Genomic DNA, 24,842 nt, shown 5'->3' with positions numbered 1-24,842 from the left:
TATTATTTGCATCACAAATGTCTTGGTGGGAAATCATTATAGATAAACTATGGCGATCGCAATCGATTTTGGTACTAGCAACACAGTCATTGCCCGTTGGAATCCTGTCACCCAGCAGCCGGAAACCCTTAGCATACCTGGTTTATCAATTCAGCAAAGTTTAAATCCGCCATTGATTCCTAGCTTGGTTTATGTCGAAGAAGCAACACAAGGTAAAATTTTAGTGGGGCAACAAGTACGCGATCGCGGTCTTGACCTTAAGGGGGAAGCACGATTTTTTCGCAGCTTCAAACGTGGTATTGGTGCAGATATCCAAGGTTTTCTACCTGAACTAGATGGGCAGATTATCACGTTTGAACAAGTGGGACAATGGTTCCTCAAGGAAGTGATTGCACAACTAGCACCCCAGGAAGGCGGGTTAGATTCCTTAGTGTTAACGGTACCCGTAGACAGTTTTGAAGCTTATCGTCACTGGTTGGGAAAAGTTTGTCAAGACCTCAACGTTGAACAAGTGCGGATGCTGGATGAACCCACAGCCGCAGCTTTGGGTTATGGCTTGGCAGATCAAGACATGATCTTGGTAATTGACTTTGGCGGCGGTACTTTGGATTTATCCCTAGTGCAGTTGAATAAAGGCGCGCAAGGAAGCACAAAGCCTGTGGGTTTTCTCTTGAAGTGGGGTAATAAATCTTTGGCGGAAAACTCCAAACAAAAGGTAAAAACTGCCCGTGTTCTGGCGAAAGCTGGGCAAAATTTGGGCGGTACTGATATTGATAATTGGTTAGTAGATTACTTTGTCAAAACTCAAGGGTTGACGGTAAGTCCTTTGATAACCAGACTCGCTGAAAAGTTGAAAATTCAGCTATCTACCCAAAACCAAGCCAGTGAAGTTTATTTTGATGATGAAACATTTGAAAGTTACGAACTAGAATTAAACCGTGATGGCTTGGAAAATATTCTCACTGAACATGGGTTTTTTGAGTTACTCGATGAGTCCATGACAACATTGTTGCAGCAAGCGCGACGGCAAGGGGTAGAGATTGCAGATATCAATGCAGTTTTGTTAGTTGGTGGTACTGTGCAATTGCCAGCAGTGCAGACATGGGTGAAGCAGTATTTTGCACCGGAAAAAATTCGTTGCGAACGTCCCTTTGAAGCGATCGCCCAAGGTGCGTTACAGTTAGCCCAAGGCGTGGAAATCAAAGATTTTCTCTACCATAGTTATGGTATCCGTTATTGGAACCGCCGCCAACAACGCCACAACTGGCATCCGATTATCAAAGCGGGACAACCATATCCCATGAGTCAGCCAGTGGAATTAGTTTTAGGTGCTTCCTTGGAAAATCAACCCAGTATTGAGTTAATTATGGGAGAATTGGGAGTAGAAACAGGCGGTGTTGAAGTTTATTTTGATGGCGATCGCTTGATTACTCGTCGTCTGGATAGCGGTGAAACCAGCGTCAAACCACTCAACGATAAAGATGGTGCCAGAAGTATAGCTCAATTGTCACCTCCGGGTTATCCTGGGAGCGATCGCATTAAAATTCTGTTTCAAGTTGATGAACAGCGCTTTTTACGAATCACCGTTGAAGACTTGTTGACTAATGACACGCTGTTGGAAAATCAACTCGTAGCACAGTTGAGTTAGTGTTCTTCTATTCTGTCAATCAGATTGGCACAAGCTTAAATATTAGACTTCTTGCATAAATCAAAAAACAACCCCACCCCGCCTTTGACTTACGTCAAAGTCTCCCTACCCCTAATCCCCAAAGGGGGCCCCGAGTTCCCCGCAAGCGGGGAGGGGATTAAGGGGTGGGGTAAAACGACTGTGGAATAAGCTTTTTGACTTAAGTTGACACCAATGACAGCTGTACGCCCCTACTCATGTATCTGTATCAGGTATTTCGTGAAATGGTATAATACCATGTCCGGTAAATTAGTTATGATTCCCACAATCATTGCACCCCACCCCTAACCCCTCCCCGTTCACGGGGAGGGGAAACAAAGTGTAGCTTTGGTGGGGTGGGGTTCTTAGGGTTTAATAAGTAATCAAGCGGACATGATATAACGCTTCACAAAAAAACCCCCGTTCCCTAAAGAAAACGGAGGTTCCAAAGTTATGAAACTAAAATCTGACGAATGAGAATACTCATCACTTCATCAGGGTTTCCGGTTGGTAATAGTTGACTCCAGTCTCCCACGTTTGCATAGCCAATCACTTGCAAATAGTGGATTGTGCTAGTAACGGCTTTGGGAGAACCTATCAGTAAATGCTTAATTGGTTCTCTGGTAGGTAAAAGTTTTGCAAAAGATTGCTTAGGAGTGGGTGTATCTGAATCTTCGCTTGGCAAATAACCCTCAAACTCTCCTTTGGCAAAGTTTTGATCATCTCCGGACTGTTTTTCTTGTGTCATGATAGTGTTGACTCCTATTGTAGGGGTTTAAAGAAGGGCGATCGCGCTGCCTTGGTCGGGAAGCGATCGCCTTTCTTGTACATTTGACTGTACATATATAATATATAGTATAAATTTATACTTTGCAAGCCCTGTTGCAAAAATTTTTTGTCCCTCTTTGCGTCGGATTGGAGAGAGGTTCATCGAACTCACGTTAATTATTAAAATTTTCTAAAAATCGCCTTAACTGTCTTAACTGTCTTAACTATCCTTGCAAAATTAACTATGGTCGTATTAGTATACAAACGACCGCCTAAAACAGAATTATTTGCTACCAAAAAGAGTCTGATTATGGATCAATTAGCGTTTAAGAGAATGTTTGTAAAGGTTTTTTTGCTCTGGTGTTAAACACAGCGAAGGATCTGGTGTACATGGCTGTAACTTTGATTCTTCGTTGGAATTGACCCAAGTCAGAGCAGTAAAAGTATAGCTTACGGCACTTTTAAAACAAGCTCTCAGAGCAATTCTAGATCAGGATTGCATGGCACTGATTTATCCATAGAAGATAAACACATATGGACAGCTGATGGTGAATCAGTTGACAGATTTTCATATGGTTTTGAACAAAGACTTACCAATGGTGTGCCTACACCATTTAGTTTTGTAGCGTCATTCTGGCAGACGTAAGTTGCAATATAAATGTAGAAACTGCTTTTCAAGAATCAAGTTGTTTCTAACATTTTTATAGACCATTACGTTCTGTAAACAGGTCAAAAATTTAGTTTCTTTGCTCAAAACTCAAGTAATAAAAGGAAAAAAAATGAGCGACATCACAAAACGTTATCCTGTAATTCTATTTCCAGGCATAGCAGGATCGCGACTGAAAACAAGGAAAGATGGTTCTCAAAATGATCACCCACTTTGGTTTAATAGTCTCGTACTGGCGACAATGATTCCTGGGTTGTCAAATGATACCAGCACCCAAGAAGTTGATAATTCTACTGTTCCTTCGGCATCAATAGTTGAATCTGATGTAACAGAAGCTGATTTAGATAAAACCACGGCTATTCTGCCTTCAGAAACCTGGCAATTCCATATGAAATTGGATGTTGATGGCATAACCCCAAAGAAAGAAGCAAACGGTGGTGAGATAATTAATAGAGAAGTACAAGGATTAGAAGGAATTAAAAATGCAAATTATCCTTTACCTAATGAGAATCAAGACCCAGAAAGGGGATATTATCAAGCATTAGTGGATATCCAAGAAGGCGAAAGCGCCTCAGTCCTTGGGTTGAGCCAAAATATATTTGATACGGCTGGGCTAATTTATTTATTGGATCTCCCCAAGGCTTTTCAAGGTGGTGAAAACATTACTACTCCTCACAAAAGAAAGGCAAAACAAGAATTAACTCAACAGCAAAAAGATGAAAATAAGGCTTTGTCTAGTAATCGAATATTCATTTGAACATTTGATTCGATTGCTTAAAATATTCCGTATAGCCTCACAAAGATTTCGCTTAAAACTTGAGACGTATGAGCAGATTATTTTAACAGTCTGTGGGTTAGTTAGGCTGAGAATTAGTAGCTTAATTCTGCCAATTTAGCTATTAAAAATAGTCAAGAAATTCTAAAAAAAAATGAGTTAATGTTTATGCCTCTAAACTAATAGTAACTATCTCAAAGGCTGATCGCTACGTTTTTACGCAAATATCAAAGTTTTGCCTCAAAGCTTTGAACAGTCTGGCGCGAGGAGTTTTCGGACAAGTCTACTGACAGATTACCGTTACTAGAGCTTTTTTTGACTTTCCAAACATCCTCTTAGCTCAATGACTATGATGTTTTCTCATAAATGATTTAGTATTGCTACATTACACTGTTTTAGTTTAAAGTCCAGTTAGTTGTGCTGCAACATAGAAATAGCAATTTGGTATAGAGAGTGGATATTTAGTCCATCATTAGGATAGTCAACCACAGCAAAATAACAGCTTACTTGGAAGCGATCGCCATTGGGAGCTGTAAATACTTGCTGGCGGAGCTTGGTTAAAATGTCACTGAGGCGGTGGTTAATCACAAGCCGTTCTGTTTCAGTAAACACAGGAACTCCTACCACAAATTCTCCGTTACCCCAATAGCCTAAAATTTCGCCACAGCAAAATGCCGATTGAAATAGACGACTCCATCGTTGCAATACTTGATTACCAGCCTCATGACCGTACTGGATATTAATTTGGCGTAAATCACTGATAGTTAATATCACTAAGTAAACCGATTGCTGATTTTTCTCGGCTTGAGCAATCAGGTACTGTAAGTCACGGTTAGACTGGAACTGATTTGCTAGTCCGGTTAGGGGGTCTTTGGTAGAGAGGGACTGAAGTAGGCGGCTGCGTTCTAAGCGATGGGTAATCCTTGCCATCAGTTCTGCTTCCACAAAGGGTTTAACCACATAATCATCTCCTCCAGCAGCAAACACCTGCTGCACTGTTTCCATCTCCCAGTGAGCAGTCAGAAATATAATCGGTAATTCCTGCCATTGGAGATCTGTGCGAACTGTCTGACAAAGTTCTGTACCACTTACGTGGGGCATTTCTATATCCAAAATCAATAAATCTGGTGCAGTAGATTGTAATACCTCCCAGAAACGTAAGGGATCGTCCAATCCAGTCATTCGCATTCCCCAAGGCTTTAACATTGGCTCTAATGCTGCTAAAATCACCGGATCATCATCAACTACCAATACATTTGCTGTTAAAGAACGGGTAGACTGTAATATTTGAGACGCAGTTTTGCAAACTTGACTTGCAGTGACAGGCTTTACGAGAAAACCCCGCGCCCCAGACTGAGCCAAAGTCACGCGATCCACCAACTTATCACTGACAGCCAGCGCCAGAACAGGTACAGGAGGGATGTGTGTTGCTAAATCCAATATTAGTGCCAAACTTTCCTCTCGCTGCCCTATCTCATCTACATTCAGCACTACTAAATCTGGTGATGTGGTTTGCAAGAAGTTTTTTGCACCTTCTAACGTTGTTATTTGCTGCCATTGCATCTCCATAGAATATGCAACTTGTTGCAACTGTGAACCTAGTTGTAAATCAGGGTCAATCAGCAGTAACTTAGAATTTATCTCTTCCTCAATCGAGGTAGGTGTTTGATTAACTACCTTTTGTGTCATCAGGTCTAACAATTTGCCTAACTCTTGTATCAGTGATATCAGTTGGTGTTTTTGGGCTGGTGATAGCTCTCCATTTTTGTCTAAAATCTGTTCAATTTCCCGCGCTATTTGAGTTCCTGCTTCTTGCTCAAACATTCCCAAAACACCGGCTAGCTTGTGGGCTTCCCGTCCCGCCGATTTACGTAATTCTATAGTTAGTGTGCCGCTAAAGATTTCTGATGCTGCTTGTTGCAGTACCTCCATTCGCTGTATCATTAACCCCTGATATTGACTCCACAACGTCTTCATTGCCTGGTTAAACTGCTGTTCAACAGATGAGGAACTATTGGGTATGGAAGAATTATGATTTGTATTTTTTTGAGTTATTTCTCTTTCGTTATTTCCACTAATAATAACTTTTTGGGATTTTAAGCGATATCCCAGACCATAAACGTTTTCAATCCAGTCTACGGCCCCAACTACTTTCAACTTATGTCGTAACCACTTAATATGGGATTTAACAGTTTCCTCTTGGGGTGGGTCGTCAAAAGTCCAGAGATGTTCGATAATATCTCCCCGACTAAAAACCCGCGATGGATTCCGCAGTAATAGCTCCAGTAGACTGTATTCTTTGGGGGTTAAGTTGAGAACTTGATTATTGTATGTTACTTCACAAATACTTGGATCTAACCGCAATGCCCCAACTTCTAGCACTGGAGGACGGGGAATATCGCTGCGACGTAATAAAGCACGTACCCTTGCTTGGAGTTCTTCCAAATTTAAAGGTTTAATTAGATAATCATCTGCTCCAGCATCGAGTCCACGAATGCGATCATTAGTTTCATCTTTTGCTGTGATCAATAAAATGGGAGTGGAACAGCCACTAGAACGTAAACGCTGACATAAAGTAATGCCATCCAGTTTCGGCAATCCTACATCCGTCAATATGAGGTCGTAGCTTGTATTTTGGACATATTCCCAGCCAACTTGTCCGTCTCGTGCGATTTCAACAGCATAGTATTGTTGGGAAAGAGACTGCAACAAAATACTTGCTAAAACTTCGTCATCTTCGATCAACAAGATTTTCATCACAACACTATTTTTCTTTGTATATAGAAATTTTATTTGATTTTTGAAATAACTCCTTACATCCCAATAGTGTAAAATCAAAACATCTGTCCAATAATTTATAAGTCAGTCTGTACAACAATTTGAGTCTCAGCTTTCATACAGCAAATTGCAGGTTTATAAGATACAGTGGCAGTAATTTGTAAACCAATTTTGTAGATGTTTAAAATTGACTAATTTTAGTGCAGTTGGAATTAAAACATTAAAGATTTTTGTTGTGCATCGAGAGAACTGAGGCAGAAAATAGTCGTAACATTTAACAGAAAATTAGGGGGTAAAGAGGCTAGCAATGCTAGCCTCTTTACCCCAAACCCTTTAATGATTATCATTATCTATAAAAGTATTTGCAGAGATACTCAACACTTAAGTCGAATGGCATTAAGAAAAGTAGAAACGCTTATCAATTAAATAGTTTGTAATTGTTGGCATAATTCGTACCTCTTTTTGGTCATGAAGGGGTAAGCTTTGGGGCGGCGTTTGGTAACTCGTGCCTCATTAGCTCTGACTTTTCACGTCATGTGGAAAAGTTAACGCCAGACCTAACCCCCCAGCCCCCTTCCCTTGAAGGGAAGGGGGAGTAATTAAAGCCTCTCTCCTTGTAGGGGAGAGGTTTGGAGAGGGGTTTTCCAGATCCCGTGAAAAGTCTGCATTAGCTAGACGAAACCAAGCGTTAGGCATAATTTCAGGACTTGTGTGTACACCGTAGGGGAAGCCTGGAGGGAGAGGTTCATCGAACTCACGTTAACTTTTAGCAAAGTGCGATAAATGCAAAGACGTTTTTGAGAAGAAGCAGCTAATAATTTGGGGATAAAGTTAATTAGCAATCTTAAACTTTTGTTTATGAATCAGCTTTTAAGCTCCTCTGCTAACTGTTGGGCTACCAGTCTGGCAAATAATCCTTCTTGAGCAATCAATTCCGCAAAATTACCTACCTGCACGACAGAACCAGCATCAATAACATAGATGCGATCAGCATTACGAATCGTGCTGAGACGATGAGCAATCACCACTCTGGTAGCATTTAACTTAGCTAAACTTTCAGTCACAATTGCCTGGGTGCGGTTGTCCAAGGCACTAGTTGCCTCATCCATCAAGATAATTTTAGGCTTTGAAACAAGCGATCGCGCAATCAATAATCTTTGCCGTTGTCCACCAGAAAGATTAGTACCTCCCTCGCTAATTATGGTGTACATCCCCATTGGCATTTGCTTAATGTCATCAGCCAAGCCTGCCATTCGTGCCGCTTCCCAGGCTTGTTCTTGCGTTACCAAAGCTCCAGCAGTTATATTCTCAAAAATTGAGCCTGTGCCAATTTTGCCATTTTGCAGTACCACCCCTAATTGTCTTCGCACAGCCTGAATATCCAACTGTGTCAAGTCTTTGCCATCATAGTAAACACTGCCTGTTAATGGAGTCTCAAACCCCAACAACAAACGCAATATTGTTGATTTTCCGCTTCCAGAAGGGCCAACAATCGCTATAAATTCTCCTGGTTCACCATGGAGGCTGACATCGTTAAGGATTAAACTTTTATTCTGTGAGTAGTGAAAGCTAACACGATCCAGTGCGATGCGACCGCTTAACTTTCCAGGATTTGTTTTAGTTGAGTCTGATTCTGGCTGCGATCGCCAAATTGGCTTGGCCTGTTCCCAAATTGGTACAATACCCAACATATCAGTTACGGTATTGCTCAGGTCAGTCACTCCCTTGATAAAAATTGTCAAAGCATAGTTAAAAGCAACAAACGTACCAATATTCAAGCGTGTCTGCATCAACAACATGACAAACCCAAACAGCAGCACAGTACTCATCAAGGGAAGTGCTTCGTTAAATATAGAAACGCCATCTTTTATTTGTTGCCAACTCGCTTTCAAGCGAATCTGCTGGCTGTACTTTTTTGCCCAAGCTGCGAATGCTCGTTCTTCTGCCATTGCTACCCGCAATTTAGCGACACCATTAATCAGTTGCACGGTGAGTCCTTGAATTGCACCATTTAGTTCTTGCTGTTTTTGTGATTTCCTTACTAACAGCCAGTTGGAAATAGCCGTTACTACAGCAGCAACAATTGCTAAACTGACTCCCACAATAGCTAGTTGCCGACTGTAAACAAACATCAGTGCTAAATTGAATAAAGCAAAAACTCCACTCAATAAAGTTCTTTGGGTTGCACCACTGAGTTGTTCATGAATTTGCCTCACCGCCATGACGCGGTTAACCAAATCTCCAGAAGCGTATTGACGAAAAAAACCTGGACTTAATCTGAGCAGCCGATCCCAGATAGCTGGTTGCAATACGCTGTCAGTAGCACTTTCGACTCGTAAGGTAATAATACTTTGGGCAATCTGAAAAGCTAACTGTCCAAAAGCCGCTGCTAACAATACTAATCCTATCTGCCACAGTAAAGTGCGATCGCCATCAGGAATAGCATTGTTGACTAAAATTGTGGTTGCCTGGGGTGCAATCATTCCCAGCAACGTTCCCATTATCCCCACTACTACAATACAGGTGATATCTTTTTCATAGCCCTTCACCCCAAACTGAAGCAGCTCAATGGCATTATTCACAGCTTTGGGTAATGGTCGATACAAAACGTAAGCTACATCTGATAGTGTTTTGGCGACTGATGCATTTACGGCTATGCGAGTTCGTACTATTGGGTCAAATACGATATAACCCTTATTATCTGTAGGCAACAAAGCTACTGGGCGGCTTTCTAACTGGGTATAAGCTAACAGAGGCCCTTGATCCTGTCGCCACCAACCATCTGTTAAACTTATCCGCCGAATATGAATTTGCGATGCTCTGGCGATGGCTGCTACAGGGTCTTGAGCAGAACTGAAATCATCTGCTGGCGGACGAATCTCTATCCCCAGTACCCTGCCGACTGCTGCCAATGCTATCAACAAGGGCGGCCCTTCTTGAACAAATACAGCCTCTTGTTGCGGGTGCAAAACTGCCGCTAACTCAGAGAGCGCTCGTTGTACGACTTGCTGATTAAGTTGTTCTCGTTCCTGAAACTGCCAAAATTTTGCTTCCTTGTTTAACAGTAAATTCAAGTAGTAGAAGAAATAATTATGTAAAGTTGCCAAACCTGCGAACATTTCCGCAGTATTTTGGAAATTTACAGGCCATATCTCTCCAGTAACCGTATTTTCTGCTTCTAGCCACATGCCACTCGTGAGCGGAAACACTGGCGAGGTGGGATTTATCGTTAGTTCAGCAACCCCCATCCAGCGAGTATTACCTTGCTGCAACTTCACCCATACAAGTGTTTTTTGCCACAATTGTAGTGCTTCACCAGTCGATAATGAAAAATTATGCCTGTTCGGCTGCACCTGCACAAGGTTTAATGGTGTTGCCAAAACTGTTTGCTGAGCGCCGAGAGATTGACCTAAATGGTATATCCAACCTTCTAAAAGTGCGAGTGGTTCCAAATCAGCCATTAACATCTGGCATAATTTTGTGGGTGCTATTGCCACTACCACAAATCCCCATTCTCCAGATGTACCAAACACGGCCTCACCAGCACTGACATGAAACAGATAGTGGCGACGCTCTGAGCCTAAACCATTTTTAACATTAGCGGCAAACACCGCTAATGTTCCAGACTGCACTATCCACAATGTTTCTGGATTATCCAGAAACGCTGATTCGTTTACCTCAAGAGAGCATAGTCTGGGAAAGAAATTCACCTGCGGGCTACTCATTCATAGGAAGTGGGATTCAAATATCTTAAGTAAGTTGGCACAATAAAATCAAACTGATGTAAACAAAAATGAAATAGGCTAAAACTCTTATGACTATTGCCTATTGCTTTTTGGCTTAATTATATCTGTGTCGCCTGGAGTAAACGGACATAAGTTCCACCTTGCTGCCATAATTCTTCATGAGTGCCACGCTGCACGATTTTACCTTGCTCTAGGACAATAATTTCATCACAGTAGCGAATTGTACTGAGACGATGGGCTACTACAATACAGGAACAACCACGCTGTTGTAAATTACGATTAATAGTCAGTTCTGTTTGGGCATCTAGGGCACTTGTTGCTTCATCAAGTACTAACACAGAGGGATTTCTGACCAAAGCGCGGGCAATTTCTAAACGCTGACGTTGCCCACCGCTAATATTCATGCCGCCCTCAATCAACTCAAAGTCATATTTTCCAGGCATAGATGCGATCGCATCATGAATAGCTGCATCCTGGCAAGCCTGCACTAAATCAGCTTCTGGCACAGTAAAGTCCCAAAGAGTGATATTTTCTCGCACAGTCCCTGCAAATAAAAAAATATCCTGTTCAACCATTGCCAAACAATTAGCAAGGACAGAGCGTTTAATCTGCGATCGCCCTACACCATCAAAGCAGATTTCTCCATCCCAAGGCTGATAAAGACCGCAAATTAATTTAGCAATAGTAGATTTACCAGAACCACTTCCCCCTACAAGTGCTATTCGTTGCCCTGGCTTGACAATTAAGCTCAAATTGTCAATTAACGGAGGTTCTACACGACTGTAGCCAAAGGTGATATTTCGTAACTCAACATGTCCATGTAATTGCCAGGGAGATGAAGAAGTAATTTCTCTCCTCACTCCCCCTACCTCCTGCTTTTCCTCCACTTCTGAGTCAACTGAATTTTGCAACACATCATCAAGGCGGTTTAAGTCAGCTTCTAAATCTTGCAGGGTACTGCCAAAATTGACGAGGCTATTAACTGGTTCTAAGAAGCTCTGGGTTAAACTTTGGTAGGCAACCAGCATCCCAATACTAAGACTTCCATCCATTACCTGTAAACCACCAACTAGCAAGATAAAAGCTGTGGTCAGAGCGGTTAAAATGGTCGGTAATGTAGCAATAATTTGAGTTTGTAAACCTAATTTTTGTTCAGCGTTGAGTGCTTTGGCATAATAACCCGCAAACCGAGCAAATAAATCTGACTCCAGTCCAGAAGCTTTGACGGTTTCTATTGTTTGGATGCCACTAACCGCCACCCCAGCTACCTTGCCATATTCCTGAGCTAGCCGCATATTGGCGTCGACGCGAGTTTGCGATAAAAATAGCAGGGCAAGAATGTTGATAGCAGCAAAATAAACTGCGATCGCACTCAGCAATTGATCATACTGAATCATGATCAGCAGGTAAAAAACCATCATCACTGCATCAATGACTGTAGTTGCCAAACGCCCTGAAAGTATTTCTGCAACTTTGTCATTAATTTGCATCCGACTGCTGATTTCCCCAGCAAAGCGCTGGGCATAAAACCCAATGGGTAATCGCAAGATATGCCAAAGAAACTGTCCTGACATACTGACTGATAACTTTACCATCAGTCGCCGCAGGTAGGTAAGCCGCAGTCTAGCTAAGAACGCCCGTAATAGAGCAGTCATAACCATTCCTAACAACAAAGGTCGTAGCCATTGTTGACGGTCTTGAACTAAAATTTCATCAATGAATACCTGAGCAAAGGCTGGTACTGCTAATCGAGGCAATGTTAGCAATAACCCTGCCAGCAAGCAAAACAAGATAGTACTCTGTGAGTTTTGTAAGCGGGTAGTTAAGGCTGAGACAATGTGATTTTTTGTGCCTCCCTTGCGAAAGTCCGCTCCTGGTTCCATCACCAGCGCAACACCAGTGTATGCACGGTCAAATTCTTCCCAACTAACTGTTCTGTGACCATTGGCGGGATCGTTGAGGTAAACGCATTTTTTGCTATATCCTTCTACGACGAGAAAATGGTTAAAATTCCAAAAGGCAATATAAGGAAGACGGGTAGTTGTCACCTTTTCTAGAGACAATTTCAAACCTTTAGCATTGAGTCCATAATTTTTAGCAGCTTTGAGGATATTAAAAGCTTTGCTACCATCCCGCGAGACACCACAATCTTCCCGCAGTTTAGCCAAAGGAACAATTCGACCGTAATAGCTAAGAATTATTCCCAAAGCAGCCGCACCACATTCAACTGCTTCCATTTGCAAAAGTGTAGAAGTGCGGACACGATTTGGTTTCAATTTGGGAATTGGGAATTGGGAATGGGGCATAGGGCAGGCCAAACTTAATAAATTCCAGTCCAAGAACGGAGCATAGGAATAATATAAGAAATAGGTGCTTTTTCTCCTACTTTGACTTGAACAGAAGTAGTTGTGCCAGAGGATATTTTTATAGATGATCCATCAGAAGACGACCATTTATAGCCACTAATTGAAGTGGGGTTTTCTTGTAGTTTGATAAAAGCTTGCACCTTGCCTTCACCTTTACCTGCAAGACTAGCAGCAATTTCTTTATTACCAACGATCGCTGTAATATCTTCTGTAGTGACCGGAAAGGAAGAGATATCTGCAACAATTCCAAGGATACCACCATCGCGCTCACGTTTGGCAAAGCTGGGAGTCACTTGTACAGCCATCCCTGGCTTGATTTGCTTACCATCTTTATTAGCAAAGTAAACAAGACTCATCAGTTTTGAATTTGGCTGTTCAGCTTCAATTGAACCCAAGCGAGTACCCGGATTCATCATTTGACCAGGGACAACACTGAGTTCCAGAATCTGACCATTATATTTGCTAATAATTCTACTTTCTTGAGATAATTGCAGTCCTAATTGAGCAATTCGCCGCTTTACTTCCCGAATTTGATTGGTTTTGTCAATTGATTGCTTCAGGTCTTGCTCGCGTAGTTTAGTATTTTGAGTATTCAGGTCTTGAATTTTGGTTTTAATTTGGTCAATTCTGTTGAGATTTTCTAGATATTCTCGTTGCGTGGTAGTTTCTTGAATTTCGAGATCCTTTAGTTGCACGTCAATATCTGACAGTTCACTTTGAGTGTTAAAATATTCCTGCTCAGCTTGCACCAGCATGTCTTGGCTAATAACATGCTGCTTAAAAAGCTGACGACGTTTATCAACCCGTCGTTGCAAGGTTTTGACTAAGTAGTTAATTTGTTGCTTACGGGAATTGATGCTTTGACGTTTTTGGGCGATCGCTCTTAGCGTCTGATCACGTAGTTTTGGCGCACTTTGCTCTCGATGCAGATTATTTTCTAAATCCAGTTTTTGCTGTCCCAGAGTGATGATTTGTTGCTCAATCAGCAGCTTTTGCAGCCTGTCAGTTTCTTGATTTTGAGTTTGCAGTTGTTGCAACTTTACTTGTTCTTGCTGTAATTGCTGCTTTAATGCTGATTGGTCGATAATACCCAGTACATCACCTTGTTTAATAATATCCCCTGGCTTGACTTTGAGAGTTAGTAATGGGCCAGAACTGGGTGCTTGAAATTCCACAACGTGGTGCGGTTTAACCAATATACCCTGACCTGTGACGGTGAGGGGAATTCTACCAAACACACTCCAAACCCCAGCCACAGCAACTACAAAACTCAAAGTAGATAAAGTCAACCAAGCTTGAGGTTTGACAACTTGTATTGCCTGATCCAGTTGTTCTGGTGAAGATAAGCGGTCTAGGGCTTCTTGACGGAAGATGTGGCTGTGTTTTAGTTGCATTGTCCTCCTCCTTGCTGACACCACCTAGAATCTCAAATCTTCTAGACTTTAAAGATTAAAGTGCGATCGGGGAGAACTAGGGGAGAAATAAAAAAGGCGATCGCACAAATAAAGGTATTTATTATGATTGTTGTGGAAACGGCGATTTATTCCCACAACAGCACCGAAGGCAGATCATCCGTAGCTAGCCGTAGCAAATTATAACCAATTCCCGCCGTACCCCGGAATAAACTCGGATGAAATACGGAACTGGGCAAGTTAGTAAACATTTGATAAGCTCCGGTTCGTCTGGCTTTAGCTACAACATTGGCAGCATTTTGGAGGGCAGCTTGATGCCAATCAGAGCGGCAGCAGCGTTGAGCGCCGACTAACAATACCTCAATCCGGCCTAAGTTGCCACAGCACAGGTGATCGCTGTCTTGTAAACTATGATTTTGGGTGGTTTGCAAAGCAATTTCAATTTCCCGTTCAATTTCGGGGAAATCAACAACCCCTAAGCAGCCCAAGCGCGCTAAACCAATTCCAGCCGCACCGTGACACCATCTAACTGGAAAGCCTGGTGATTGATTCAGTTCTGCACTGCGAAAATCAGGCCAGTTGCCTTGGGATTCACAAAAGACGCTGCGTTCATACTCAATACCTGCCAGTGCTGCTTGGCAGTAAGCTTGATTTTGAGTAACTGTGTAAAGTTGCAGCAAAGCATAAGAAATTCCTGCACTTCCGTGGGAGAAGCCAGTCAAAGGCTGTTGGCCAAGAGTCTGCCAAGCTTGGGGAGCGCCTTGATAGCTGACCTGATGATTAAGTAAATGCTGTCCACAGGCGATCGCCTTTTCTAAAACTGTTGCATCTTTTGTTACTTTATACAGAGACAACAACCCTAAAATAGCTCCAGCAGCTCCGCTCATAATATCTAACTTTTTATCGGCGGCAATCAATTCAGGTGTCATCCAATTCGCTAATGCTTGAGCATCTGCCAATAGCGTTTCATCGTTCAAAAATTGGCTGACTTTCACGAATGCATAGATTAGGGAACCCAAACCCGCTCCGCCACCGATTCCCATCAAGCGAGACAGGCGTTGCTGAGATTCTAAGTCAAAAGTCTGGATTTGCCGACGCAAGGGTTGTAATGTCCTCAATGCCAAATCGCACGAACGTGGCTCCCTGGCTACTTTATCGAGTGCAGCTAGAAATAAGGCAACCCCACAACGTCCATCATAAAGACCAAAGCCTAATACTTGCAGTCGAAATCGCTCTGCTTCGGGTACATAACCTAAACCAATCCAGTTGGCACTACCATCAGGATCGATAATAGCTGTCTTTTCGAGTGCATTTGCGATCGCTCTAGCTTCTTCTATCAATTGTGCCGAACTCAGCAACGGTGCAGATTCAACCTCTGATTGCTTACTTTCTTCACTAGAAGTTTGTGCTAACTTGGCGTGGAATGAGCCTTGAATAATCGCTATTTGTCGAGCAAGGTCAGTTTCATCCATTGCCTGCAACTGCTTCAAGACATGCTGATAACTGGGTTGTTTAAAATAGTGCGAAATAGCTAAATCATCGCTCACACTCAGTTGATCACTAGCAGCGTTAGCTACGAAAAAAGGAATGTCTAGTTGTTCCATAGCTTGTAGTTCTGCACTTAAAACAGGCCAAGCGTTAGGTTTTTCCTGAGCCACCAGAAAAGCACAACTCAGGCGTTCGAGTTCGATGCTGTAGTCTATCCCATCTTTGAGGTAATCGGATGCCCAAATTTTTTGCAGGATGAGGCTGTAGACGCGAGTCGGGCGGAAAACAAAACGTACCTGTTGCTTTCTCATCGCAGTGAACGGACTTTCTGGTTGAAGCAGTATATCCTTGTTATCCATCAAGAAACGATACATCTGCTCAAACCCCGCAGCAATTTGTGCTTGATAATCGTTGGGAGAAAGGGCAATTTCACCTATATAAGGCACATTTTTCTGAATGGGTAGATGAATAAACTCATAACCCAGGTGCATTTCGTCAGTATTAACTAGTCCCCAGCGCGGCACTTTTTGAGGAGCTTGTTGAGGGTCAGTACTGCCCAAACCACTAATATCATACGCAACACGGCGATCGCTGCTAAAATCCCAACGGGGTAAAAGTCCGCTACGTAGTACAGAGTTTCCAAGTTGCTGTTCTGCGTTGGCTTCAGATTCTTGCATATCTGGTGAATTTTCAATCAAATTCGCTTCATGATGCAGCAGAGTTTCTGTGTCAATCAGCACTAAATGTTCACCACTAGCAATTAAGTTTTCATGGTGGCAATCTGTTCCCCGTAAGGCATAAAGCACACATAATAACATCCCCGCTCGCTGATAAAACCGTTCCGCAGCAGCTTCATCGATACAAGCTTGGTGTTCAACATATTCTACCCAACCGTATTTATTCCGGTTCAGCACTTGAATAACTTTAAAATCTAAAAGTTGGCTGTGGTGATTGCACCAGTCTAGAAATTGGTTGAAACCAACCTCTAGTCCCAAATCTTTTGGTTTATAAACAAGTTTTAATCCCGACTCAAATGTGAGTAAAATAACGGTTCGTCCTTGCTTATGGGAGTCGGACAAGGAAGTTTTAATTTCAGTAACTTTCCCTAAATAATCTTGATTAGACCCAAATTTCCCAAAAATTCGTTGAATGTCTGCTTTGTCTTCAGACAGACGTTGCAGAAACTCGGCAGTAAAATCAACCCAAAAATTGACTGCTGTTGCGATTAATCGGCCAAGAACTGGATATTTTTGGAACAATGTCATCAATCCATCTTTTAGAAGTTGATTGACGAACTTATTGTAGTAAGTTTTAGTTTTGTTAGTTTCCGTTTCCAGTCCCAGCAAGTTGAGTAAATTTTGACCAAACGGACGAAACTGAGAAAATTCCAAATATAGTGTTTTGGTACAAAATGCCGCTAGTCGTTGCAGCAAACTCCGCTCTAAGTTGTGGTAAGCCGTTTGTGTTAGAAGTAATCGGGGAAGGTGTTCTTCAATTCGATTTTGAAGTTCTAGTCTGGCGACTTTAAGAATAGGTAAAAAAATATCTTCAAAGGGAATCGGATTTTCTGAGTCGGTTGGCAGAAATATTTCTAATTCCGGCTGAAATTCTGTTGCTGTTTGGATAATTTTTTGTAAGGTTTCTGCCCATTTTGGTAACGGTTGACTAGCATTAAACTCTACTGTTCCCAATCGAGGGCGAATTGTATCGAAGTCTAAGCCTTCCCAGCGTAAGCGTTTTTGTAGAGTGTTCCAATTACCTTGTGCTACGACTTGACACCAGCGTTTCAGGCGATGGTCAATCTCTTGTTCATTAACCAAACCAGCAGCGATCGCAAATTGTTTTGTATCGAGGCGTTCCCAGAGAAAACTGGCTTTAGTCACAATAGTTTTTAAGTCGGGTACAGCAACCTGCTGGGAAGATTGAACAAATAATTGGGACATGGCTGAACTTTTTCAGGTGGTGGTTAAATAGATCGGCGTAAATATTTAGCGTTGGGACAAAGTAAAAGGTAGGGGAAGAAATAATTAACTACTCCATTCCCCAGTCTGCAATCCCTTGCTCACCAAAAAAGGCAGAGGGCAGGAGGCAGGAGGCAGCTATGTATGTCTCCTGCCCTCTGCCCACGACTGCTCATGAGTAAGGGAAGGGTCTGAAGCCCCTCCCAAATCTTTGATTTGGGAGCAACGAAATTGGTAGGGGTCACAATCCCCTTCCAATTGGTTCCTTCTGCCCTCTGCCCTCTGCCTCCTGCCTTCTTGAACCTTCTCTAGTTGCTTTATCTAGTTGGACAGTCGTTACAACATGACATATGCACGTGTGTGTCGCCAGCAGCTCCTCCACTAACACCGAGCAATTCTTCTTCACTAAGTTCATCAGATTCCACACAGAGCAAATCTGTCAGCATTTGAGAAATGGCTTCGAGGGTGAAGTTATACCCTTTCTCTGCACTAGCAATAGCTAACACTTTGATAGCTTCTGCTTGGTTAGTTGCTGCTTTTACTTGTTGTTGCAGTTGTGCGTTTTGAAGCAATTCTTTGATTTGGTGTAGCATAGGTTTTTTCCGTTTTTGTTGACTTAATTAAATGACAGAAATTCTAATCGTGTAACTTGAATTTAGTAAGGGATTGCTAAATAGCAAAATCAAGTAAAGTAATGTTTTACTTTTCCTAGTCCCTTACTGGCACTTCTGTAGTTGCTTTATCTAGTTGGACAGTCGTTACAACATGACATATGCACGTGTGTGTCGCCGGCGGCTCCTCCACTAACACTGAGTAATTCTTCTTCACTCAATTCATAGGAATCAACAAAGGTCAGTTCTGCAAGTATTTGAGAAATGGCTTCGACTGTGAAGTTATAACCTTTTTCTGCACTGGCAATAGCTAACAATTTGATGGCTTCTGCTTGGTTAGTTGCTGCTTTTACTTGTTGTTGTAATTGTGTGTTTTGAAGCAGTTCTTTAATTTGGTGTAGCATAGGTTTATTCTCCGTTATTGATATGGCAGAGATTGTGTGCTTGTTTTGGGTGGTGTTCTCTGCTTTGATGATTTGAATTTAGAGATAAATAGGGGAGAAATAGGGGAGATAGTTGCAATTTCAAAAAATTTTTGGCGTTGCTGATTAATGGGATGATTTTTGCCTGACATAGAGACAAGGCAGTGCGTTGGGCGGGTTTCCCGACTTGTAGACGCTTCTGCGGCTTCCCGCAGGGTAGCAACTGCCGCGCAGAGGCGCAAAGAATAAGAATTTGAGAGATTGAATTTTTGGCGTTATCCCATGATTCAGCAACGCCGAATTTTTAATTTTCATTTTCAGCAATGCTAAATTTTTCAGCACGGATTAATTGGAGGATTGGGGATTAGGTATTCGTAATTTCTTCTCTATGATGCTGATATCTATGTTAATGCTGTAATATTTACAGCCAATATGTAGTTTTGCTGTAGTTAAATATCCTAATGATCAACTAAAGATACAATCGCTATACCAAGTTGTTCTATCTATCTAGGAGACATTGAGGAGTTGGTAATGAGCGCTAAACAATTAGAGCAGGTGAAGCAATTGCAAACTATCCTCACCAAAATGGAAGTAACATTAGGTGCGATCGCTGATGCTGTAGTCTGGGTAGGAGAAGACCGATGCATCCAATGGTGCAACCCTAGCTTTGAACGTTTGGTGAATCAACCCCACAACACTGTCTGCGGCAGAAAGTTAACTGACTTACTACCACTAGCACAAGCAGGACAATTAGTTGCTTTGTCGGCTTATCCTGATGTACAAATACACAGTGGGCAGTACGAAATAACAGACTATGAGTTGCAACAAAAAGACAATTCTTTAGTGTTGCAAATCTCTGGAAGTTCTGCCGGACTTAGCGATGATAATTGCGCTGTGCTGATCATTAGGGATATAACCCAGGCAAAGGAAAGTATTACCTTGGTTGAGCAAACTCAAGCATCTCTGCAAGAGAGCGAGGAACGGTTGCGGACACTGATTAATGCTACACCTGATATTATCTGTTTAAAGGATGGCTCAGGAAGATGGCTGGAGTCGAACCAAGCTAACCTGGAATTTTTAGACCTCCAAGGCGTAGATTATAAAGGCAAAACCGACTTAGAATTAGCACAATTCAGTAATTATTATCACGATGCTTTGCTCAATTGCCACAAAACAGATGAACAATCTTGGCAACGAGGATGTATTCATCGGGTAGAAGAAGTTATACCCCGGCCTGATGGTACAGTGTTCATTGGAGACATGATTAAAATTCCCCTGTTTCATCAAGATGGCAGACGTAAGAGTCTTGTAGTTCTAGGTCGGGACATTAGCAATCACAAACAAACTCAAGTAGCTTTAGAAAACTCTCTGTCTTTGTTAAGCGCTATCTTTGAATCGATTCAAGACGGAATTTTAGTAGTCGATAGCTCAAGTAACATCACTAGTTACAACCAAAAGTTCTTAGAAATGTGGTCAATTCCATCAGAACTTTTGACAGAACCAGATCATTCTAAGCGGTTGGCGTATCTGGCAAATCAGTTAAAAGACCCAGATATTTTTTTGCAACGAGTCCGAGAATTATACACACAGCCAGAGCTAGTTAGTTACGACTTATTAGAATTGTGCGATGGCAGAGTATTTGAGCGCTATTCCTGTCCTCAACGCATCGGCGAACAGATTATTGGTAGAGTGTGGAGTTTCCGCGACATCACCCAACGCCAAAGGGCAGAAGAAGCGCTACGACAAAGTGAGTTGCAATACCGTAGTATCTTTGAAGCTATCAATGATGGACTATTTATTACTGAAATAGAAACTCAAAAAGTTGCCGAAGTTAATCCTGCGGCTTGTCAGATGCACGGTTATTCTTATGAAGAATTTATCACGTTACATCCATCTGCCTACATTCACCCAGACTCACATTCTGTTTTTTTAGAGTTTCTTGAAACAACGCGATCTGGTGAGCAATTTTATGGACTAGCAGTTGATATCTGCAAAGATGGCACTTTGATAGATGTAGAAGTTAAAGGGACAACTTGCACTTACAACGGTAAGCCACACATCTTAGCGGTAGTGCGCGATATTACTGCTCGCAAACGCACTGAAGAAGCCTTACGACAAACCGAAGTCCAGTATCGCGATTTGGTGCAAACAGCCAATTGCATCATTCTGCGCTGGGACGGTAAAGGTAACATCATATTTTTAAATGATTACGGTCAAAGGATTTTTGGTTTCGCTTTAGATGAAATTATCGGGCGTAATGTCATCGGTACAATTGTTCCAGAAACCGAAACTTCTGGGCGCGATTTAGAAGCATTAATGATTGATATTTGTCAATACCCAGAAAACTATCTATTCAACGAAAATGAGAACTTATGCCAAAATGGCGATCGCGTTTGGATAGTCTGGGCAAATAAACCTATTTTAGATGCACAAGGCAACTTAATCGAAATACTTTCAGTAGGCACCGATGCCACAGAACGTAAACGCGCCGAACAAGCCCTCCAGGAAAGTGAGTTAAAATTCCGCAGCATCGTCGAAAATGCCAATGACTTGATATTTGTCCTCTCGCCAGACGGAATTTTTACTTATCACTCGCCAAATGTGACTGCAATTATGGGTTACAGTTTGGAAGAAATCGAAGGTCATTCAGTGGTGGAGTTTACCAAACCTGAAGATTTAGCAACTAGCGTCGCCGCCTTACAAAGGGCGATAACTGGCGAAAAGCTAACTGATATTGAGGTGCGATTGCGACACAAAGACGGTAGCTGGCGATGGTTCAACTTTAACACTTCAACAATCAACACTCCTGGCGGTGAAATTGCGATCGCGGGTGTGGGACGCGACATCACAGAACGCAAGCAAGCAGAAGAAGCCTTGCGTCGTAGTGAAATGAAGTACCGCAACATCTTTGAAAATTCCCAAGTGGGGATTTTCCGCACCTGTCAAAAAGATGGATTGATTATTGATGCTAATCAACGTGGTGCCGAAATATTAGGTTTTACCTCTGCTGGTGACTTAATTGGCAAGTATTTCACAACTGACTTATATGTCAATCCCAATGATCGCACGCGGATGTTAGCAGAGTTAGAAAAGGAAGGTGAAGTTCGTAATTTTGAAGTAGCACTAAGGCGGCTTGATGGTTCGATTGTTTGGTTACTGTTGTCACTCCGCCTTAATGCCGAAGAATCCTGTCTCGATTCGGTTTTTACAGATATTAGCGATCGCAAACAGCAAGAACAGGCTTTACGCTTAATAGTTGAAGGTACGGCATCAAAAACAGGTGATGAATTTTTCAATTCGTGCGTTCGTTACCTTGCTGAGGTATTGCAAGTTCAATATGCCCTAGTCACTGAGTTTGGTGATGAGCCAAAAACTAAAGTCCGCACTTTGGCATTTTGGTGCTGTGGCGCTATTAAGGAGAACTTGGAATATGACTTGCAGGGTACTCCTTGTGAACATACCTTAGAAGGCAAGCTCTGTCACTACCCCCAAGGAGTGCAAGCCGCTTTCCCGGAAGATGCAGATTTAGTGAGGATGAATGCCGAAAGTTTTTTTGGCGTTCCTCTCACCAGTTCATCCGGCGAAATCATCGGACATTTAGCAGTGATAGATGTTAAACCAATGAAGCCCGATCCGGGAAGAGAACTGATTATCAGAATCTTTGCTGCTCGCGCCGGTGCTGAATTGGAACGCAAACAAGCAGAAGCCGCCTTACAGCAAAGCGAGTTAAAGTTTCGCACTATTGTTGAAAAAGTCAACGATGTGCTGTTTGTCATCACTCCTGATGGGGTTTTCAACTATATTTCTCCAAATATCTTGAAGACTACCGGATTTGCCCCCAGCGAAATGGAGGGTAATTCCTTGGCATACTTTACTCATCCTGAAGATGTGCCAAAATGTCTAGAAGTCGCCCAAACTATCCTCGCAACAGGTGAGGGGATTTCCGGGACTGAATACCGCGCTAAACATCGCACTAGAGGGTGGGTTTGGCTAACTGCTAATGCAGTCCGCACACAAGACGCCCAAGGTAATTTCCAGATTGTCGGTGTAGCTCGTGATATTAGCGATCGCAAGCAAGCAGAGGCAGCCTTGCAACGTCGCGCCCAACTAGAAAGTATACTCAGCAGTATTTCCCGTCATTTTATTGACCAAAATTTAGAAATAGCAATTGATTTTACACTCCAGGCGATCGCTCAATTCATCAATGCTGAACGTTGTGCGATTTTTGAGTTATCTTATGAGCCACACGAAGTCTACTTAGTCAATGAATGGTGTGCTGCTAATATTCAACCATTAACTGGCAATGCCAGAAGGGGCAATCTAGAAGTTTTTCCCCGACTTGCACCAATGCTTCTAGGCAATAATTCTATGCTGCCATGCATCGCTGATTTGCCACCCGATGCTCCTGAGAAAGAATTTTTTGCAAGTCAGTCAATTAAATCTGCACTCGGTGTCCCGATGGTTCATTCTGGTAAAGTAGTTGGGTTTATTGCCGCAGATACTATTAACTATACAAAAACCTGGAACCAAGAAGATATTAATCTACTGAAACTCGTAGGTGAAATAATTGCGATCGGTCGATCTAGGCATCAGGCAGAAGAAGCTTTGAGAGTTGCTAAAGAAGCTGCCGAAACTGCCAACCGAGCTAAAAGTGCTTTCCTAGCAAACATGAGTCACGAACTCCGCACGCCTCTCAATGCCATTCTGGGTTTTTCTCAGTTAATGGAACGAGGTACTAACCTCAATTCAAACCAACGTGAATCTTTAGCTACCATTAACCGCAGTGGAGAACACTTGCTCAACCTGATTAACGATGTCCTGGAAATGTCCAAAATTGAAGCCGGACAAATCATTTTCAACCCTGAAGACTTTGACCTTTATCTGCTGTTGCAAACAATACAAGAAATGTTTCAGGTAAAGGCACAAACAAAGCAATTGTTCCTCAGATTTGAAATTGCTCGCAATCTCCCCCGTTATATACAAACAGACGAGGGCAAACTCCGCCAAGTTCTCATTAACCTTTTGGGTAACGCTGTCAAGTTTACTCAAACAGGGGGAGTAACTTTGCGAGTGAGCTTAGGGAGGGGAGACTGGGAAGCAGAAGAAGAATTATTGATAATTGACCCATGCCCAATGCCTAATACTTCTTTACAAGAGGCTGCGCCTAGGAGAACGCTGAGTACAACTGCCACATCCCTTCACTTTGAAGTCGAAGATACTGGACGGGGGATAGCACCAGAAGAAATGAATAACCTGTTTCAGCCTTTTGTTCAGACAACAAGCGGTATCCAAACCAAGGAGGGGACTGGGCTAGGACTGACTATCAGCCGTCAATTTGTGCGGTTATTAGGGGGTGATATTCACTTGAGGAGTAGCCTTGGGCAAGGATCTACTTTTAGTTTTGACATCCAAGTGAATATAGCCGCAGCTTTGAAAGCTACACCAAAATTGAGTAAGGGGCGTGTGATTAAACTGGCAGCAGACCAACCCTCTTACCGTATTCTCGTAGTGGATGACCGCAAAGAAAACCGCGATTTAATTGTGCAACTTCTTGGTAGCATTGGTTTTGAAATCGAGACTGCGAATAATGGGCTTGAAGCGATCGCTATTTGGCAAACCTGGCAACCCCACCTGATTTTGATGGATATGCGGATGCCTGTAATGAATGGCTACGATGCAACTAAAGAGATTAGAGCTAGGCAAAGAAGTACAAATACAAATCTTTGTACCGTAATTATTGCCTTAACTGCCAGTGCTTTTGAAGAACAACAGGCAAGTATCTTAGCCGCAGGTTGCAACGACTTGGTTCGCAAGCCATTCCGGGAACAGGTGATTTTTGAAAAGATAGCTGAATATTTGCAGGTGCGTTATATCTACGCACAAGAAAGCAGTGAAGAAGCAACAGACAACAACTTAAAGAATATGCAATTTTCCATGTTGGATCTTTGCTCTGCAATGACCGCTATGCCTACCCAGTGGCTAACAAAACTTAATCATGCAGCTGTTGAAGTTGATGCTGAAAGGATTTTGGAACTAATTGAGCAAATTCCACAAACTCATTCTAGTTTGGCAGAAAAACTGACAAATTTAGTACGCAACTTCTGCTTTGATGAAATTATCGAGCTAACGGAGGATAATTTGTAATTGGTAAGTAATCGAGTTAGATTTAATTAGCGATCGCA

The 24,842-nt window shown here is 42.3% G+C and carries 12 protein-coding genes; 3 read left to right on the top strand and 9 right to left on the bottom strand.

The annotated features are described in order from the left end of the window. Positions 1-49 precede the first annotated feature (49 nt). Positions 50-1,648, top strand: a complete 1,599-nt coding sequence (locus I8748_RS06200) for an Hsp70 family protein (protein WP_198123776.1) — start codon at positions 50-52, stop codon at positions 1,646-1,648. Between the two features lie 469 nt (positions 1,649-2,117). Here the strand turns inward: I8748_RS06200 and I8748_RS06195 are convergent, their stop codons facing one another. Together I8748_RS06195 and I8748_RS06190 are read right to left on the bottom strand one after the other, a co-directional pair. After that, the gene (locus I8748_RS06195; protein ID WP_198123775.1) at positions 2,118-2,414 is read right to left on the bottom strand and encodes a hypothetical protein; all 297 of its coding nucleotides are present in this window, start codon (positions 2,412-2,414) and stop codon (positions 2,118-2,120) included. Positions 2,415-2,441: 27 nt separating this feature from the next. Beyond that, positions 2,442-2,597 (bottom strand): hypothetical protein, encoded by a 156-nt coding sequence (locus tag I8748_RS06190; protein WP_198123774.1) that lies wholly within the window; start codon positions 2,595-2,597, stop codon positions 2,442-2,444. A 616-nt stretch (positions 2,598-3,213) separates the two neighbouring features. Here I8748_RS06190 and I8748_RS34960 point away from each other — a divergent pair. Beyond that, positions 3,214-3,858: a transposase family protein gene (locus tag I8748_RS34960; RefSeq protein ID WP_225896327.1), complete on the top strand. Its 645-nt coding sequence runs from the start codon at positions 3,214-3,216 to the stop codon at positions 3,856-3,858. A gap of 429 nt (positions 3,859-4,287) precedes the next feature. On the opposite strand, the gene I8748_RS06180 is transcribed toward I8748_RS34960, so the two are convergent. The 7 genes from I8748_RS06180 to I8748_RS06150 form a co-directional block, all read right to left on the bottom strand. Then, positions 4,288-6,633 (bottom strand): response regulator, encoded by a 2,346-nt coding sequence (locus I8748_RS06180; protein WP_198123773.1) that lies wholly within the window; start codon positions 6,631-6,633, stop codon positions 4,288-4,290. Positions 6,634-7,517: 884 nt separating this feature from the next. After that, on the bottom strand, positions 7,518-10,379 hold the full coding sequence (locus I8748_RS06175) for an NHLP bacteriocin export ABC transporter permease/ATPase subunit (RefSeq protein WP_198123772.1): 2,862 nt from the start codon (positions 10,377-10,379) through the stop codon (positions 7,518-7,520). Positions 10,380-10,498: 119 nt separating this feature from the next. Next, positions 10,499-12,706: an NHLP family bacteriocin export ABC transporter peptidase/permease/ATPase subunit gene (locus tag I8748_RS06170; protein ID WP_198123771.1), complete on the bottom strand. Its 2,208-nt coding sequence runs from the start codon at positions 12,704-12,706 to the stop codon at positions 10,499-10,501. Between the two features lie 14 nt (positions 12,707-12,720). Beyond that, positions 12,721-14,160 (bottom strand): NHLP bacteriocin system secretion protein, encoded by a 1,440-nt coding sequence (locus I8748_RS06165; protein WP_198123770.1) that lies wholly within the window; start codon positions 14,158-14,160, stop codon positions 12,721-12,723. Positions 14,161-14,306: 146 nt separating this feature from the next. Next, positions 14,307-17,609: a type 2 lanthipeptide synthetase LanM family protein gene (locus I8748_RS06160; protein ID WP_198123769.1), complete on the bottom strand. Its 3,303-nt coding sequence runs from the start codon at positions 17,607-17,609 to the stop codon at positions 14,307-14,309. A gap of 335 nt (positions 17,610-17,944) precedes the next feature. Further along, positions 17,945-18,220: a Nif11-like leader peptide family natural product precursor gene (locus tag I8748_RS06155; protein WP_198123768.1), complete on the bottom strand. Its 276-nt coding sequence runs from the start codon at positions 18,218-18,220 to the stop codon at positions 17,945-17,947. Between the two features lie 146 nt (positions 18,221-18,366). Further along, complete coding sequence (locus I8748_RS06150; RefSeq protein ID WP_198123767.1) at positions 18,367-18,642, bottom strand: Nif11-like leader peptide family RiPP precursor; 276 nt, start codon at positions 18,640-18,642, stop codon at positions 18,367-18,369. Between the two features lie 549 nt (positions 18,643-19,191). On the opposite strand from I8748_RS06150, the gene I8748_RS06145 reads away from it, so the two are divergent. Beyond that, positions 19,192-24,804, top strand: a complete 5,613-nt coding sequence (locus I8748_RS06145) for a PAS domain S-box protein (protein WP_198123766.1) — start codon at positions 19,192-19,194, stop codon at positions 24,802-24,804. Positions 24,805-24,842: the final 38 nt, after the last annotated feature.

Origin of the sequence: Amazonocrinis nigriterrae CENA67, from assembly GCF_016056305.1 — a bacterium.
Taxonomy (GTDB): Bacteria; Cyanobacteriota; Cyanobacteriia; order Cyanobacteriales; family Nostocaceae; genus Amazonocrinis; species Amazonocrinis nigriterrae.
Note: the sequence above shows the minus strand (reverse complement) of the source record. Positions and strands in the feature narration are given on the sequence as shown.

Coding starts and splice junctions, on each gene's coding strand:
- I8748_RS06200 (WP_198123776.1), top strand. CDS start 50: ATGGCGATCGCAATCGATTTTGGTACTAGCAACACAGTCATTGCCCGT.
- I8748_RS06195 (WP_198123775.1), bottom strand. CDS start 2,414: ATGACACAAGAAAAACAGTCCGGAGATGATCAAAACTTTGCCAAAGGA.
- I8748_RS06190 (WP_198123774.1), bottom strand. CDS start 2,597: ATGAACCTCTCTCCAATCCGACGCAAAGAGGGACAAAAAATTTTTGCA.
- I8748_RS34960 (WP_225896327.1), top strand. CDS start 3,214: ATGAGCGACATCACAAAACGTTATCCTGTAATTCTATTTCCAGGCATA.
- I8748_RS06180 (WP_198123773.1), bottom strand. CDS start 6,633: ATGAAAATCTTGTTGATCGAAGATGACGAAGTTTTAGCAAGTATTTTG.
- I8748_RS06175 (WP_198123772.1), bottom strand. CDS start 10,379: ATGAGTAGCCCGCAGGTGAATTTCTTTCCCAGACTATGCTCTCTTGAG.
- I8748_RS06170 (WP_198123771.1), bottom strand. CDS start 12,706: ATGCCCCATTCCCAATTCCCAATTCCCAAATTGAAACCAAATCGTGTC.
- I8748_RS06165 (WP_198123770.1), bottom strand. CDS start 14,160: ATGCAACTAAAACACAGCCACATCTTCCGTCAAGAAGCCCTAGACCGC.
- I8748_RS06160 (WP_198123769.1), bottom strand. CDS start 17,609: ATGTCCCAATTATTTGTTCAATCTTCCCAGCAGGTTGCTGTACCCGAC.
- I8748_RS06155 (WP_198123768.1), bottom strand. CDS start 18,220: ATGCTACACCAAATCAAAGAATTGCTTCAAAACGCACAACTGCAACAA.
- I8748_RS06150 (WP_198123767.1), bottom strand. CDS start 18,642: ATGCTACACCAAATTAAAGAACTGCTTCAAAACACACAATTACAACAA.
- I8748_RS06145 (WP_198123766.1), top strand. CDS start 19,192: ATGAGCGCTAAACAATTAGAGCAGGTGAAGCAATTGCAAACTATCCTC.